We start from the raw sequence: 16,249 nt of genomic DNA, 5'->3' as shown, positions 1-16,249 counted from the left end.
CGCTCTCCCTTATACACCCGGGTCGATGAGCAGAATCATCGCCCCGGTGATCAATAGATTGACGAGTGTCAGCGGCAGGCAAACCTTCCAGCCGAAGCTCATCACCTTGTCGTAGCGCGGTCTCGGCAATGCCGCCCGCAACAGCACGAACAGGATGACGAAGAACACCGTCTTGAGCAGGAACCAGACGATCGGCGGCAGCAATGGCCCGTGCCAGCCGCCGAAGAACAGCGTCACCAGCAGCGCCGAGATCAGCACGATGCCGATGTACTCGCCGACGAAGAACATGCCCCACTTCATGCCGGAATATTCGATGTGATAGCCGTCGGCGAGCTCCTGTTCGGCTTCGGGCTGATCGAACGGGTGACGGTGCGTCACCGCGATGCCGGCGATGACGAAGGTACAGAAGCCGAAGAACTGCGGAATGATGAACCAGACGTTCTCCTGCGCGTTGACGATGTCGCGCATGTTGAACGAGCCGGTCATGGCGACGATGCCCATCACCGCCAGGCCCATGAACACTTCGTAGGAAAGGGTCTGGGCAGAGGCGCGCAGCGCACCGAGCAGCGCGTACTTGTTGCCGCTGGCCCAGCCGGCGAACAGCACGGCGTAGACGTTGATGCCCGCCATCGCGAAGAAGAACAGGATACCGATGTTGAGATCCGCCACGCCCCAGCCGGGGGTGATCGGAATGACCATGAACGACAGCAGCAGCGAAGCCATGGCGATCGCCGGCGCCAGCACGAAGAAGGTGCGGTCGGCGAACGGCGGGATCCAGTCTTCCTTGAAGAAGATCTTGAGCATGTCCGCCGCGATCTGCAAAAGGCCGAACGGCCCCACGCGATTGGGGCCGTAGCGGTCCTGCCACAGGGCCAGCAGGCGGCGCTCGATCATGCTCAGCAGCGCACCGGAAACGACCACGACCAGCAGAATCACCACGGCCTGCAGCATCGCGATCAATGTCGCTTCGACTTGCGGTGTCCACCAGCTCATGGACGCACCTCCTCGGCCGAAGCCTGACGCTCCCCACCGGCCCGGGTGATGCGCCCCCACCGCGTGACACCCGGCGTCAGCGCGCCGGTGACCTCCTGAATCGTGCCGCCTGGCAACCCGATCATGCCTTTCGGCATTCCCGCACTGAGCCGCGCCGGCAGCTCGAAGGCGGCACCGTCCAGCGAAATCGAGATCACGTCGCCCGCGGCAACGCCGAGTCGCGCCGCATCGGCTTTGCTCAACGCCACCTGCGGAGCCGCCATCCGCTCGCGGATCGGTTCGGCACGACGCGACATCTCGTCGCCGCCGAACAGCTGCGGCAGATCGATCACCTGCCATTCATCCGCGCGCGGCGTGAAGGCGGCGGGAATCTCGGTGCAGTAGTCGCCATCGGCCACTGGCGCCGTGAACAGCCGCTTGCCCGGATCGCCGGCGCGCAGGTGGCCACCGACCTCGTCCTGGAACTTGTTCCAGGCCTGAGGCGAGTTCCAGCCAGGCGCCCAGGCAAAGGCGACATCGCGGCGCGGTTCCTGATAGCCGGCATAGCCCTCCATCGAGAAGGCGAAGGGTGTGTCGAGATCCACCGGCGCGCGCGGTTCGTTGACGTTGAGGTTGGCACGCATCGCGGTACGGCCGCTGTAGCGGTGCGGCTCACGGGCGAGCTTCAGGCCGTGGATACGGAACATCGCTTCCGGCGTGTTCTGGTGCAACGGCGCCAACGCCGGCGCGTCCTCGGCGACGGCCTGGGTCAGGTCGTCGAGCAGAACCGTCTCCACCGGCTGACGATCCAGCGTCGCATGCAGGGCATGCAACCAGCGCCAGCTTTCGCGGATGCGGGTATCGGGGCGCATGTAGCTGGGATCGAAGACCTGATAGAAGCGCTGCGCGCGTCCTTCCAGGCTGACCAGCGTACCGTCGCTTTCGGCGAAGGTCCCGGCCGGCAGACCGATATCGGCGCGCTCCCAGGTCGGCGTACGCTGATGATCGATCGTAATGACCGCTGCCGCCCGCGCGAGTGCGCTGTCCACGCGCGTCGCCGGCAGCCGGGTATAGAGATCGTTCTCGAGGATCACCACACCGTCGGCGCTGCCCGTGTCGAGCTGCTCCAGCGCCCAATCGAGAGACTCGCCGCCGAGCAGCCCGAGCCCGACGCTATTGGCTTCGCGACGAACGAGGGTCAGGCCGGCGTCCGCCTTCTGACGCCGTGCCAGGGCGCGGGCGACATTGCCGGCCGCTTCGAGAATCGCCATCGAGCCCAGCGATTCGCCGGCGATGACCAACGGCTTCTTCGCCGCCATCAGCGCATCGGCGATACCTTCGGCCAGTTTCGATGTCGCGTCGTCGAGCCCGTCGACGACCGGCGCGGTGGGGTCGAGCGCATGCGCCACGGCGAACCCGAGACGGGCGATGTCGTCGGGTCCGGCGCGCTCGGCGCGGGTCGCGATGCCGTCGAGCTTGGTGACATCGGGCGTCGCCAGAAACAGCGGGTGACCGGCGTCCTGAGCAATGGTCTTCACCGCTTCGGCGTTCCATTCGGGAATGCCCCGGGCCGCACCCAGCTCGGCGCCCTTGCCGCGTACCGCCTGGCGGACCGAGAGCGCGACGCGGGCGGCGCTCTGGATCAGATCCTCGCCGAGTACCAGAATCGCATCGCACTGTTCGATCTCGCGCAGGCTGGGCGTCGCCAGCCCCGTCTCGCGATTGAGCGCTTCCATCCGGCGGATTCGAGCCAGCTCGCCGGCTTCGATACCGGTGGAGAAGTTGTCCGCGCCAACCAGTTGGCGCAGGCGATGATTGCTCTCGAGGCTGGCCCGGGGCGAACCGATGCCGATGATCCGCTTGGCGCCGCGCAGCGCGTCGGCGGCACGGTCCAGCGCCTCGTCGACTTCCATGGAGCGCGCTTCACCATCGGTCTCCCGGTATTCGGGGCGTGTCGGTCGATCCTTGCGGTTGACGTAGCCATAGCCGAAGCGGCCGCGATCACAGAGGAAGTAGCCGTTGACGTCGCCGTTGTAGCGATTCTCGATCCGGCGAATGTCGCCGTAGCGCTCGCCGGGGCTGATGTTGCAGCCGCTGGCGCACTGGTGGCAGACGCTCGGCGCGAACTGCAGGTCCCATTTGCGGGTGTAGTGGTCGGAGTGCGTCTGATCGGTGAACACGCCGGTAGGGCAGACCTCGGTCAGGTTGCCGGAGAACTCGCTCTCCAGCGTGCCGTCGGTGACGCGGCCGAAGTAGACGTTGTCGTGCGCGCCGAAAGCGCCCAGATCCTCGCCACCGGCATAATCCTGGTAGAAGCGCGTGCAGCGATAGCAGGTGATGCAGCGATTCATCTCGTGGGCGATGAACGGCCCCAGATTCTGGTTGCGATGGGTCCGCTTGCGGAAGCGATAACGACGGCGATCGTGGCCCGTCATCACCGTCATGTCCTGCAGATGGCAGTGGCCGCCCTCTTCACACACCGGGCAGTCGTGCGGATGATTGACCATCAGCCACTCGATCACTGTCTGGCGGAAGGCCTTGGCCTCCTCGTCGGCAATGGAGATGTAGGCATCGTCCTTGACCGGTGCCATGCAGGACATCACCAGCATGCCGCGGTCGTCGTCGGCGTCCTTGTACTGCTTCACCGCGCACTGGCGGCAGGCGCCGACGCTGCCCATCGCCGGATGCCAGCAGAAATAGGGGATGTCCAGCCCCAGCGAAAGGCAGGCGTGGAGCAGGTTGTCGCTGTCTTCGACTTCGTAGTCGTTGCCGTCGACGTGAATGGTGGCCATGGCGTCGAACTCCTCCTACACGCTGCCGACCGGGATCGGGTCCGCGTGCGCTTCACCCTTGGGTCGGGTGATGCCACGCTCGAACTCGTCACGGAAATAATGAATCGCGGATGCCAGCGGCATCGCCGCCCCCGGCGCGTGGGCGCAGAAGGTCTTGCCGGGCCCAAGATCGCGGGCCATCTGCTCCAGCAGCTCGATGTCGCCGGCCTCGCCCTCGCCGGCCTCCAGCGCCCGCAGCAGCTTGACGCTCCACGGCAGGCCGTCGCGGCATGGCGTACACCAGCCGCAGGACTCGCGGGCGAAGAACTCTTCGAGATTGCGGGTCAACGACACCATGCTCTGGTTGTCGGCGACGACGGTCAAAAGCCCGGTGCCCATGCGGCTGCCGGTCTTGCCGATGGTATCGAAATCGAGCGCCAGCTCGAGGTGTTCCGGCAGCAGGAAGCCGGTACTGCCCCCGCCGGGCAGCCAGCTCTTGAGCGTCAGCCCATCGCGCATGCCCCCGGCGAGCTCGAGGATCCGGTTGCCGGTGGTGCCCATCGGCAACTCCCACAGGCCAGGAGTCTTGACCTTGCCGGAGACCCCGTAGAGCTTGGTGCCGCCATCGCTGCTGAGATCGCCGGAAAGCGCCTGGAACCAGTCGGCGCCGTGATTGACGATGCCCGGCACGTTGCACAGCGTTTCGACGTTATTGACCACCGTCGGCAGCCCCCAAGCGCCGGACTGACCGGGAAACGGTGGCTTGGCCCGCGGATTGGCGCGCTTGCCTTCGAGCGAGTTGATCAGGGCGGTCTCTTCACCGCAGATATAGCGGCCGGCCCCGGTATGGAGGGCGATGTCGAAATCCCAGCCACTGCCGCGCACGTCCGCACCCAGCCAGCCGTCGGCGCGGGCCTCACGCAGGGCGCGCTGAATCGAGGCGGCGGCGCGGTGGTATTCGCCGCGCAGGAAGATGTAGCCCTGCTTCGAACGGTTGGCGAAGCCGGCCAGGATCATGCCCTCGATCAGCAGGTGGGGCTGCTGCTCCATCAGCAGGCGATCCTTGAACGTGCCCGGCTCCATCTCGTCGGCGTTGCAGACGATGTAGCCGCGCGGAACGTCCTCGCCTTTCATCGTCAGGCTCCACTTGAAGCCCGCCGAGAAGCCGGCGCCGCCGCGACCGCGCAGATTGGCAGTCTTGACCTCTTCGGTCAGCGTCTCGTAGGTGTGCTGCTCTAGCGCCTTGGTGACCGCCTCGTAGCCCTGTGTGCTGCGGTACTCGTCGAGCAGCACGGGTGACTGGTCGTCGTGCAGGCGCCAGGTCAGCGGGTGGGTCTCGGCGCGACGCTCGCTGGCGGATTGCAGAATGCGGCTCATGTCTCTGTCTCCTGCGTCGTGCGCATCAAGGTCATGAGTAGGCCTCCAGCAGTCGGGGGATCTGGTCCGGCGTCACCGGGCCATGCAGATCCTCGCCGATCAGAATCGTGGGGCCACGATCGCAGGCGCCGAGACAGCACACCGGCAGCAGCGTGAAGCGTCCGTCCGCCGTGGTCTGGCCCATCTGGATGCCCAGATGCGCGACAAAGGCGTCACGCAGCTCCTCGTAATCGGTCAGGAAGCAGGAGCTGCTGTCGCAGATCAGGATGACGTGACGGCCGACCGGCTGGCGGAAGATCAGGCTGTAGAAGGTCGCCACGCCCTCGACGTCGGCGATACGGATTCCCAGCGTCTCGGCAATGGCCGGAATTGCGCCGTCCGGCACGTAGCCATGACGCTTCTGCACGATCTTGAGTGCTTCGATACTCGCCGCCTGCGGATAGGGATAATGTGCCCGCTCCTCCAGAATGGCCTCGCGATCGGCGGGATCGAGCGCAAACGCATCGCTGGCGATCGTCGCGGCGGTGGAACTGGCGGTTGTCTGGTTCATGTTCGTCTCCAACGGCCTCATTCAACGATCCACGTCAGCCATGACGAAATCGATACTGCCCAGATGAGCGATCAGGTCCGGCACGAAGCCGCCGCGCATCACGGCAGGAATCTGCTGCAGATGCGGGAAGCTGGGCGTACGAATACGCGTGCGATAGCTCATGGTGCTGCCGTCGCTGGTCAGGTAATAACTGTTGATGCCCTTGGTCGCCTCGATCATCTGCAGCGACTCGGCGGCCGGCAGCACCGGCCCCCAGGAGACCTGCAGGAAGTGCGTGATCAGCGTCTCGATGTGCTGGAGCATCTTTTCCCGCGGCGGCGGCGTGGTCAGCGGATGATCGGCCTTGTAGTCGCCCGCCGGCATATGGTCGATGCACTGCTGAAGAATGCGCACGCTCTGACGCATCTCCTCGATACGCAGCATGCCGCGATCGAAGGCGTCGCCATTGACGGCCGTCGGCACCTCGAAGTCGAAGTTCTCGTAGCCGGAGTAAGGGCGCTTCTTGCGCAGGTCGAAATCGAGCCCGGTGGCGCGCAGGTTGGGGCCGGTAACGCCCCAGTCGAGCGCCTGCTGAGTATCGAAGGCGGCGACGTGCTTGGTGCGGTCCCGCACGATGGCGTTTTCCATCATCGCCTTCTCGTATTCGGCCAGACGCTTGGGCATCCAGTTGACGAAACCCTGGACCAGCTTGTCCCAGCCATTGGGCAGGTCATGGGCGGTGCCGCCGATGCGATACCACGCCGGGTGCATGCGGAAACCGGTAATCGCCTCGATCACCTCGTAGGCTTTCTGGCGGTCGGTGAAAGTGAAGAAAACCGGCGTCATCGCCCCCAGATCCTGCAGGTAGGTACCCAGGAACAGCAGGTGGCTGTTGATACGGAACATCTCGGCCATCATGACCCGGATCGTCCTGGCCCGGTCCGTCACGGTGATGCCGGCCAGCTTCTCCACCGCCAGCACGTAGGGCAGGTTGTTCATCACCCCGCCGGTGTAGTCGATGCGATCCGTGTAAGGAATGAAGCTGTGCCAGGACTGGCGCTCGGCCATCTTCTCGGCGCCACGGTGGTGATAGCCGATGTCCGGCACGCAATCGACGACCTCTTCGCCGTCGAGCTGCAGCACGATGCGGAAAGCGCCATGCGCCGAGGGGTGGTTGGGACCGAGGTTGAGGAACATGAACTCGGTCTCTTCGCCTTCGCGCTTCATGCCCCACTGAGCCGGGTCGAAGCGCAGCGCCTCCTGCTCGACCTCCTGCCCTTTCACCGTCAGCGTATAGGGGTCGAACTCGGTGGCGCGGGCGGAATAGTCCTTGCGCAGCGGGTGGCCGGTCCAGGTCGGCGGCATCATGATCCGGGTCAGGTGCGGGTGGCCGGCAAAGTCGATCCCGAACAGGTCGAACACCTCGCGCTCGTACCAGTTGGCATTGATGAAGATGTCACTGATCGAGGGCAGCGTCAGATCTCGCTCGTGCAGCGCGACCTTGATCATCAGGTCAGCGTTCCGCTCGACCGAGAGCAACTGGTAGAAGACGGTGAAGTCCGAAGGCGGCAGACCGCGGCGATGGGTCCGCAGGCGCTCGTCGACCGCGCTCAGGTCAAACAGCATCGAGAAGGGCCCGGTCACGCGACGCAGATACGCGAGAACATCGCGCAGCTGCTCTCGCGCCACCCAGATTACCGGCATTCCGGTCAGGGTATCCTGCGGGGTAAAGGCGGCTTGCCCGAAATGTTGCGTCAGTTCGGCCACGACATCGGCCGAGCCGGCGTCGCGGGAAGCGCTGGTAGTCATCGTGCTCTCGTTTTGAAAAGCGCCGTTTTGAGAATCATCGGCTGCAGTCATGGCTGGCGGCCCCCGGTGCGAAAATCGATGGTCGAGAACGACCACAAGAACCTATGGCAAGGACGATCGATACGGTCGACCGCCCTAGATGCCATCCGGGGTGCGCAGCTCCTTGACCGCAATACGACGATCGCGGTGCTTTTCACGCTGAGACGGCATTTCGGCGCGATAGACACCCTGATCCCCGACCACCCATGAAAGCGGACGCCGCTCTTCCTGGATGGAATCCTGCAGTAGCTGAAGGCCTTGCAGGAACGCTTCCGGACGCGGTGGACAACCGGGCACATAGACGTCCACCGGCAGGAACTTGTCGACGCCCTGAACGACGGAATAGATATCGTACATGCCGCCGGAATTGGCACACGAACCCATCGAGATCACCCATTTGGGCTCGAGCATCTGGTCGTAGAGCTGCTGGATGACGGGCGCCATCTTGATGAAGCAGGTACCGGCGATGACCATGAAGTCGGCCTGGCGCGGGGAGGCACGAATCACTTCCGCCCCGAAACGGGCAACGTCATGAGGCGCGGTAAACGCCGTGGTCATTTCCACGTAGCAGCAGGAAAGGCCGAAGTTGTAGGGCCACAATGAATTCTTGCGCCCCCAGTTCACTGCCGAATGAAGCACGTCCTCGAGCTTGCCCATGAACACGTTGCGATGAACCTGCTGCTTCATCGGATCGTCGACAAGCTCGCGTTGGCCGAGAGGATAACGATCAGCCGCGGAATCGCCTCCCTCCGCACGGGTCAGGGTGTACTGCATAGTGAGCCTCAACAAACCAGATAGAAAAACGGTCGAGGAAGCACTGGTCAGTCACGGAGGCCAGACTTCCATCATTATCTTTTTGGCGATCGCCATCGCGATCCCATATGCCGGAGGCGAAGCGCCCTTGTTCTTCAGCGTGCATGGCGGTCGACGCCCGGCACGGCGGCCAGCTCACGCGCTCTCGACGCGTCTTCGCGTCCTCGCTTGCGTGGCGCCCAGTCGAGAGCGCCGACGCGGGCGTCATATACCAGACCGGCCAGTAGAATGAGGATGAATACTGCTGCTGCCAGAAACCCTGTCCAGCCCACTTCACGCACGGAGACGGCCCAACCGAACAGGTAGACGGCTTCGATGTCGAAGATGACGAACAGCATCGCAACGAGGTAGAACTTGACCGAGAACCGTTGGCGCGCCGAGCCGGTGCCAACGATGCCGGATTCGAAAGGGAGGGATTTACTGCGTCCTTGGCTGCGGCCACCCAGCAGGCTGGCAGCGCCGATCATCAATCCACAGAGCCCAACGACGGCCACCACGAACAACCCGGTAGCCCAGTAGTTGGCAATCCATGCTGACACCGGATCGGACATGCCTTCCCTCGCAGACGTTATGAAACCTGAGGTAGTAAAACTGCGAACCGAAACTGACAGGTTCGTAAGTTTACGAGTCTACACGACTAATAGCTGATAGCAAGCCTGCTAATTAGTCCTATTGCAGCTTGTAGCCAAATCTGGCGGGCTTGTCGAAGATCACCCTACCCCGCGAAAATTACTGCCCCGTGAAAGGGCTTTGCCATTAGCCATTAGGCAATGGCGGTAACTTGTCTTAGGCTAGACGCTTTCCCGTCGCTTGCAATATCCGCCCATGGTTTCTCGCTCGATTCCCAACGCCCTGACGATCGCCGGCTCCGACCCTTCTGGCGGCGCTGGCCTGCAGGCCGACATCAAGACGTTTTCGGCGCTCGGCGTGTACGCCACCAACGTGATCACGGCAGTGATCGCGCAGAACACGCGTGGCGTGGCAGCCGTCGAGCCGGTATCGGTGACGCTGATTCGCACCCAGTTGGACAATCTGCTCGACGACGTCGAGATCGACGCGGTCAAGATCGGCATGGTCGCCAGCCGCGAGGTAGCGGGAACGATTGCCGAAGCGCTGACGCGACGCCGGCCGCGCTGGATCGTGCTCGATCCGGTAATGATCGCCAAGAGCGGCGACCGCCTGGTAGACGACGAAGGGCTACGCGCCGTGCGGGATATTCTGGTCCCCCTGGCCGACGTGATCACCCCCAACCTGCCGGAAGCCGCCGCGCTGCTCGGCACCGAGACCCCCCGCACCCTGGCCGGCATGGAGTCGATGGTCGGCGATCTCGCCGCGCTGGGAGCACCCTATGGCCTGCTGAAAGGCGGTCATCTGCCGCTGGAAAGCTGCCCTGACCTGTTGTGGATGCCGAATGACAAACGCTGGCTGGATGCGCCACGCCTGCCGACACGCAACCTCCATGGGGCCGGTTGTGCCCTCTCCTCGGCGATTGCCGCCAGCCTTGCCCACCTGCCACCCGAGAAGGCCGATGTCGCCGGCGCCATCGAAGCGGCCAAGCAATGGCTGCATCAGGCCTTGATAGCCAGCGAGCGCCTCGATGTCGGACAGGGCAAAGGGCCACCGCACCATTTCCATGCCTGGTGGTGATCTGCATTAAACGCGAGCTTTCGTCATCTCCTGCGGCAGTCGTGAACTTGTCGTTTGTGGTCCATAGTATGTGACTGCTTCACCATCTGCCGGGAAGGATCCCGGCTCTCGCATAGTGAGATGGAGAGATAGGGAGATCGAGTCTGGATGGACCCCCATATCATTGTTCTGGGTGGCCTGGGTACATTGATACTGCTGGTCGCCTGGGTGCCGACGTTGACACCGAAACTGCCGCTGTCGCTGCCGATCATCTGCATCGGTATCGGGTTCGCCCTGTTTTCGCAGCTCGGCGCGGAGGAATTGCAGCCCACGGCACACGTCAGGACGCTCGAGATACTCACGGAACTGACAGTGATCATTTCGCTGGCCGGCGCCGGGCTGAAGATCGACGACCCGCTGAAATGGCGCCATTGGACGGACACGCAGCGTCTTCTGGGCATCACCATGCCGCTGACCATTGGCGGCATTGCCGCGCTGGGCGCCTACTACCTGGGCCTGCCGTGGGAGACCGCGCTGCTGATCGGCGCCGTGATCGCACCGACCGACCCGGTGCTGGCCGCCGATGTTCAGGTCGGCCCGCCGAGCTCCGGGCCCGGCGACAAGGTGCGCGCCAGCCTGACCTCGGAAGCCGGCCTCAACGACGGCCTGGCGTTTCCGTTCACCTATCTGGCGATTGCCGTGGCCATCAACGGCACCTCGCCCGGCGCGTGGACGTGGGACTGGTTCACCATGGATGTATTGTGGCGGATCACGGCAGGCGTCGCGGCAGGCTGGTTCTTTGGCTGGCTGCTGGGGCTGCTGATGTTTCGATCGGGTCGAATGTCTCTCGCCAGCACCGGACAGGGCTTCGTCGCCCTGGGCGGCACTTTCGTCACCTATGCCGGCGCCGAAGCGATCCACGGCTACGGCTTCATCGCCGTGTTCGTCGGCGCGCTGGCCCTGCGCAGTACCCAGGAGGAAGCCCACGACTATCACGTGCGCCTGCACGATTTCACCGAAGAGATCGAACGGCTGCTGATGATGTTCCTGCTGGTGCTGTTCGGCGGCAGCCTGGCCGGGCCGCTGCTCGATGGCCTGACCTGGCCAATGGCGGTGGCAGGGCTGGTGATCCTGTTCGTCATCCGGCCATTGGCCGGCATGATCGGGCTGATCGGTTCCAAGATGAAACCGAGGGAAAAGGCGGTGGTCAGCCTGTTCGGGATCCGTGGCGTCGGCTCGTTCTACTATCTCGCCTACGCCAGCAGCAAGGCGGAATTCGGCGAGCTCGACAGCGCATGGACGCTGGTCAGCTTCCTGGTACTGGCCTCCATCCTCTTCCACGGCATGACCGCCGGACCGATCATGCTCTGGCTGGACCGGCGGCGAGAGGCGGCACGACAGCGCTCGTAGCCCGTCGCTCACATCAATCGTCCGGATCGAGAACCGCCTTCAGGAACGCCTTGGTCCGCTCTTCCTTCGGCGCGGTGAAGATATCCTCCGGCTTGCCCTGCTCCTTGATCCGCCCCTGGTCGAAGAAGCAGATACGGTCGGAGACCTGGCGCGCGAAGTGCATCTCGTGGGTCACCAGCAGCATGGTCAGATCATGCTCGTCCGCCAGGGTACGAATGACGTTCAGCACTTCTCCCACCAGTTCAGGATCCAGCGCCGAGGTCGGCTCGTCGAAGAGCATGACCTTGGGCCGCATCGCCAGCGCACGAGCAATGCCCACCCGCTGCTGCTGGCCGCCGGAGAGTTGATGTGGGTACTTGTCGGCCTGATCGGCGAGCCCCACCATCTCCAGCAGTTCCAGACCTCGCTGTCGGGCTTCGGCCTTCTTGACACCCAGCACCTGCACCGGTGCTTCGGTGAGATTGCGCAGCACCGTCATGTGCGGGAACAGGTTGAACTGCTGGAAGACCATGCCCAGTTGGCTGCGCATCTGGCGTAGATGCTGCTCGCTGGCCGGAATCAACCGATCTCCCCGCCATTGGTGCCACAGCGGCTGACCGCCGACGTAGACGACACCGTCGTTGATCTCTTCCAGCGTCATCAGAATGCGCAGCACCGTCGACTTGCCGGAGCCGGAAGGACCGATGATGGTGACCTTCTCGCCGCGCTGGACTTCGAAGTCGAGCTCGTCGAGTACCACGTGGTCGCCGAAGCGTTTGACGACCTTGTCGAACTTGATGATCGGATCGCGAGTTTTCGTGGCGTCGTTCATTTGAGAGAAAGGCCTCGCTTGGGCAGATGGGTATCCAGGTAGCGCACACCAAAGGACGCGATGATCGTCATGACCAGATAGAGGCCACCCACCATGGAAAGCGGAATCAGATAGCCACCGGTGCGGTCGCCGATGATCTTTGCCACGCCGAGCATTTCCAGCACGGTCACGACCGACAGCACGGGCACGTCCTTCATGATCGAGACCAGGTAGTTACCCAGCGCGGGGATGATGCGCGGAATCGCCTGCGGCAGGATGATGTGGGTAAAGGTTCGCGAAGACGCCAGATTGAGCGCTCGTGCCGCTTCGCGCTGCCCCTTGGCCACGGCTTCCAGGCCCGCGCGATAGACTTCCGAGGTATAGGCGCTGTACTGCACACCCAGCGCCAGCGCACCGGTCAGGAACGCCGGCAGCGTCAGTCCGAACTCGGGCAGGACGTAGAACAGAAAGAACAGCTGGATCAGCAGCGGCGTATCGCGGATGAATTCCGTGATCAGCTTGGCCGGCCAGCGGATGAAGCGGGTCGGCGCGCTCTTCAGCGCTGCCAGCACCAGCCCCAGGATCAGGGCGATGAAGAAGCCGACCACGGTGGCTTGCAGCGTCACCACCAGGCCATGCAGCAGAATCGGAAAGATCGAGACCGCAAAGGCCCACTGGCTACTGGTATCCCATTCGATGCCGAAAAACATGCGTTATCTCCCCACCGCGCGCCAGCGGCCAACGTAGCGTTCCAGCAGTTTCATGCACGCGGTCAATACCAGCGCCATGCCGAAATACATGAACAGCACCAGGGTGTAGACGGTCACGCTGTCCTGGGTGAAGTTGCGGATCTGTTCGGCGCGGAAAGCCATGTCGCCCAGCGAGATCAGCGATACCAGCGCGGTGTCCTTGAGATTCTGAACCGCGAGATTGCCGAAGGTCGGCATCATCTCCGGGATCGCCTGGGGCAGCGTGATTCGCCAAAGCCGCTTGCGCGAGGTGAAATTGAGCGCCGTCGCCGCCTCGTACTGCTCCTTGGGCACGGCCTGCACGGCGCCACGCACGACCTCGGCCCCGTAGGCACCGATATTCAGCGCCAGCGCAACGACCCCTGCCACCACCGGTGGAAAGCGCAGGTCGAGACCGATCGCCTGTCCCATGATGGGCAGCGCGAAGTAGATCCAGAACAGCTGCACCAGCAGCGACGTACCGCGAAAGATTTCGATATAGGCAACGCTGATTCCCTTGAGCAGGGGATTGTGAGACAGCTTGCCGAGACCGAAGAGGAAGGCAAAGATGCCGCCCAGAATCGTCGAGTAGACCGTGAGTTGCACGGTCACCCACGCACCCTGGGACAAGGGGGCGAGATAGCTCGTCCATTCCATCGGGGAGACTCCGCATTCGCTAACGAACGGTCCCGGCAGTACCGGCACCGTTCAAGGACGAACCGAACGCTCGTCCGAGAACCGTCGTCTCGAGCGAGCGCTCACCGTCACATCGGGTTCAGAAGTTCGATTGCAAAACTCAGGAATCCGCGGTGCAGAGTTCTTCCGTGGTGTGATGGCTGGAGCCGTCGACATCGGCCTGACTGAAGCCATAGCCCATCAGCGTCTCGCTCCAGTCGTCGGTCTGCTTGTACTTCGCCAGCGCCTCGTTGACCGCATCACGCAGCTCGGTGTTGTCGCTGTTGAAGGCAAAAGCGCCCCAGCTACGCACTTCTTCGCCATCGATGACCGGGTCCACGAATTCCGCTGCCGACTCGACGTCATCGCTCTTGCCCGCCAGCTCGCTGACCGTCAGGCTGGTCGCGGCATAGGCATCGGCGCGGCCGGTCGAAACTGTGGAGATCGCATCGGCATTGCTGGAGATGGTGACCATGTTCTCCTGCGGTACGCCGAGCGCCTGCAGCATGTCCAACTGATCCGCGCCCGCCATGATGGCGATCTTGGCGTCGCCCTCGACGAAGTCGCTGAACGCATGCAGATCCTTGGGATTGCCTTCCTTGACCAGCAGCCCTTCACCGTAGGAGGAGTTGGGCTCGGAGTAGATCACCTGCTGGCAGCGATCCGGCAACACGGCCATCTCGGCCGCGGCGATATCGAAACGGTTCGCCTGCAAGCCCGGAATCAGCGAGCTGAAGTTGGTAGTGACCCACTCGATGTCGTCGACGCCCATCTCGTTCATGATATGGCGGATGACATCGGGCCCAGCGCCCTTGGCCTCACCGCTCATGTCCATGTAGCCGTAGGGAATTTCGTTGGCGACGGCGATCTTGATCGAACCGGAATCCTTGATTTCCTGGAGTGACGCGGCCTGCGCGATGCCTACGGCCAGGCAGGAAAGTACGGAACCGGCAATCAGTGTCGTGACGCCTTTATTGATAACGTCTTTATTGATGTTGTATCGCATCGTTCAAATCTCCGTCTGCAAGGTTCGGATCCGCAGCGGCGGATCGCGATTAACTCAAGTTTTCGGTGACGGGCGCATTATCGTTTTCATCTCGCCCAGCTTGGCGTGGCCTCGTCAAAATTGTCATGATCCATTCTCGACAAACCAGGACAATTCGTTGCAGCTCGATCCGTCTGGATAGTAGCACCACCCAAGCAGCGGGCGTCAAAGCCTTTATTGACCCATGACAATTGCGCCCCGGCGCCGTCAAAACCCGCTATTCGAAGGCGATTCAATCATCGCGACGTGAGCAGGCAGCGTGTGGCGCCAGTCCAGCAGTCACCCAACCCTCGAGGCATGGGTAACATAAACATACGTTCTAGTACCGCCTGTTTTCAATAACGCTTTGCTTGCTACGAATCTCGATCATTTCCTCGGGGGCTCAGCGTGCTAACCTTTCGCTCATTGTCCATTCCAATCGAGAGAGAAGCCAAACCGCCATGCGAGCTCTGATCCAGCGAGTCAGCCGGGCCTCGGTCGACATCGACGGCGAGACCGTCGGGCGTATCGATCAAGGATTGCTGGCGCTCGTCGGCGTCGCCGCGGAAGACGACCGGACCAACGCCGACCGCTTGCTGCACAAGCTGCTGCACTACCGGGTGTTCGCGGATGGCGAGGGACGCATGAATTGCAACCTGCAACAGATCGAGGGCGGGTTGCTGCTGGTCTCCCAGTTCACGCTGGTGGCATCGACCGACAAGGGGCTGCGCCCCAGTTTTTCCAGCGCCGCGCCGCCAGCCCACGGCCAGGTCATGTTCGACTATCTGGTGGAACAGGCTCAGAAGGCATGGCCCAGCGTGGCAACCGGCCGGTTCGGCGCGGACATGCAGGTCGAGCTGATCAACGACGGGCCGGTGACTTTCATGTTGGAAACTTGAGCTGACCGACGGCTCGGATAATAACGATGCCCGCCGGATTCGGCGGCGCATAAATAGGGAACAGCGGCCATTCGAGCTGCGATGAAAGGAATCTCGATCATGACTCACCCCCTCGCCATCATTACCGGCGGCGCCCAGGGCATCGGGCGCGCCACGGTGGAACTCCTGCTGGACGAAGGCTGGCGTGTCGCCGCGCTGGATCGCGATCCGGAAGCAGTGGCCGAACTCGACGCCGACTACCCCGAGGCAACGCTGCTGGCCGTGGCCGTCGACGTCAGCGACGAACTACAGGTCAAGGAAGCCTTCCAGCATCTGACGGATTGGCAGCAGGAAAACGATCAGTCCACGGGCGTGGACCTGCTGGTCAACAACGCCGGCCTCGCCGACCCGGTGTGTGGCCCGATCGAGGATCTGGCGCTGGCGGACTGGAGACGATGGCAGGAGAGCCACCTGACCGGTGCCTTCCTGTGCACCCGCGCCGCCGTGCCCGGCCTGCGCCACCGTGGCGGCGCCATCGTCAACATCGCCTCCACGCGCGCCCTGCAATCGGAACCCCACTGCGAATCTTATGCGGCGGCCAAGGGCGGGCTGCTCTCCATGACCCATGCACTCGCCGTCAGCCTGGGACCGGAGATTCGGGTCAACGCCATCTGTCCGGGCTGGATCGAAACCGGCCCCTGGCAGAAGGCCAGCCGACGCAGCGAAGCCGATCATCGCGATATCGATCGCGACCAGCATCCAGTAGGCCGCGTCGGCCAGCCCGCCGATGTCGCCGCGACGATAGCCT

General features: G+C 63.3%; 15 protein-coding genes. 4 read left to right on the top strand and 11 right to left on the bottom strand.

All coding sequences use genetic code 11. The features are described 5' to 3' along the window. Positions 1-9: 9 nt before the first annotated feature. From nuoH to DOM32_RS09650, 7 genes are all read right to left on the bottom strand, one after another. Positions 10-993: an NADH-quinone oxidoreductase subunit NuoH gene (gene nuoH, locus DOM32_RS09680; RefSeq protein WP_071230997.1), complete on the bottom strand. Its 984-nt coding sequence runs from the start codon at positions 991-993 to the stop codon at positions 10-12. Next, complete coding sequence (gene nuoG / locus DOM32_RS09675; protein WP_110633849.1) at positions 990-3,764, bottom strand: NADH-quinone oxidoreductase subunit NuoG; 2,775 nt, start codon at positions 3,762-3,764, stop codon at positions 990-992. The genes nuoH and nuoG overlap by 4 nt, the downstream gene beginning before the upstream one ends. Before the next feature lie 15 nt (positions 3,765-3,779). Then, on the bottom strand, positions 3,780-5,120 hold the full coding sequence (nuoF, locus tag DOM32_RS09670) for an NADH-quinone oxidoreductase subunit NuoF (RefSeq protein WP_110633846.1): 1,341 nt from the start codon (positions 5,118-5,120) through the stop codon (positions 3,780-3,782). A gap of 31 nt (positions 5,121-5,151) precedes the next feature. Continuing rightward, the gene (gene nuoE / locus DOM32_RS09665; RefSeq protein ID WP_071231000.1) at positions 5,152-5,670 is read right to left on the bottom strand and encodes an NADH-quinone oxidoreductase subunit NuoE; all 519 of its coding nucleotides are present in this window, start codon (positions 5,668-5,670) and stop codon (positions 5,152-5,154) included. A 21-nt stretch (positions 5,671-5,691) separates the two neighbouring features. Further along, positions 5,692-7,458 (bottom strand): NADH-quinone oxidoreductase subunit C/D, encoded by a 1,767-nt coding sequence (nuoC, locus tag DOM32_RS09660; RefSeq protein WP_110633843.1) that lies wholly within the window; start codon positions 7,456-7,458, stop codon positions 5,692-5,694. Positions 7,459-7,593: 135 nt separating this feature from the next. Then, a complete protein-coding gene (locus DOM32_RS09655; protein WP_071231002.1) occupies positions 7,594-8,271 on the bottom strand; it encodes a NuoB/complex I 20 kDa subunit family protein in 678 nt (225 codons plus the stop codon). A gap of 134 nt (positions 8,272-8,405) precedes the next feature. Continuing rightward, complete coding sequence (locus DOM32_RS09650) at positions 8,406-8,861, bottom strand: NADH-quinone oxidoreductase subunit A (protein ID WP_071231003.1); 456 nt, start codon at positions 8,859-8,861, stop codon at positions 8,406-8,408. 274 nt (positions 8,862-9,135) lie between these two features. On the opposite strand from DOM32_RS09650, the gene thiD reads away from it, so the two are divergent. Beyond that, positions 9,136-9,957 (top strand): bifunctional hydroxymethylpyrimidine kinase/phosphomethylpyrimidine kinase, encoded by an 822-nt coding sequence (thiD, locus tag DOM32_RS09645; RefSeq protein ID WP_110633841.1) that lies wholly within the window; start codon positions 9,136-9,138, stop codon positions 9,955-9,957. 147 nt (positions 9,958-10,104) lie between these two features. After that, positions 10,105-11,346: a cation:proton antiporter gene (locus DOM32_RS09640; protein WP_071231005.1), complete on the top strand. Its 1,242-nt coding sequence runs from the start codon at positions 10,105-10,107 to the stop codon at positions 11,344-11,346. Between the two features lie 13 nt (positions 11,347-11,359). On the opposite strand, the gene ehuA is transcribed toward DOM32_RS09640, so the two are convergent. The 4 genes from ehuA to ehuB form a co-directional block, all read right to left on the bottom strand. Next, positions 11,360-12,157: an ectoine/hydroxyectoine ABC transporter ATP-binding protein EhuA gene (gene ehuA, locus DOM32_RS09635; protein ID WP_110633838.1), complete on the bottom strand. Its 798-nt coding sequence runs from the start codon at positions 12,155-12,157 to the stop codon at positions 11,360-11,362. Next, entirely contained in the window at positions 12,154-12,846 is a 693-nt protein-coding gene (ehuD, locus tag DOM32_RS09630) for an ectoine/hydroxyectoine ABC transporter permease subunit EhuD (RefSeq protein WP_110633835.1), read from the bottom strand. The genes ehuA and ehuD overlap by 4 nt, the downstream gene beginning before the upstream one ends. A 3-nt stretch (positions 12,847-12,849) precedes the next feature. Further along, entirely contained in the window at positions 12,850-13,521 is a 672-nt protein-coding gene (gene ehuC / locus DOM32_RS09625) for an ectoine/hydroxyectoine ABC transporter permease subunit EhuC (protein WP_110633833.1), read from the bottom strand. Positions 13,522-13,660: 139 nt separating this feature from the next. Beyond that, positions 13,661-14,545, bottom strand: a complete 885-nt coding sequence (gene ehuB, locus DOM32_RS09620) for an ectoine/hydroxyectoine ABC transporter substrate-binding protein EhuB (protein WP_110633830.1) — start codon at positions 14,543-14,545, stop codon at positions 13,661-13,663. Between the two features lie 479 nt (positions 14,546-15,024). Between ehuB and dtd the strand changes: the two genes are divergently transcribed. Continuing rightward, the gene (gene dtd, locus DOM32_RS09615) at positions 15,025-15,462 is read left to right on the top strand and encodes a D-aminoacyl-tRNA deacylase (RefSeq protein WP_110633827.1); all 438 of its coding nucleotides are present in this window, start codon (positions 15,025-15,027) and stop codon (positions 15,460-15,462) included. Between the two features lie 99 nt (positions 15,463-15,561). Continuing rightward, on the top strand, positions 15,562-16,249 hold a 688-nt coding region (locus DOM32_RS09610; protein WP_167400662.1), incomplete at its 3' end, for an SDR family NAD(P)-dependent oxidoreductase.

Source organism: Salinicola salarius (genome assembly GCF_003206135.1).
GTDB classification, from domain to species: domain Bacteria; phylum Pseudomonadota; class Gammaproteobacteria; order Pseudomonadales; family Halomonadaceae; genus Salinicola; species Salinicola salarius.
This window is presented reverse-complemented; position numbering and strand designations above follow the sequence as displayed.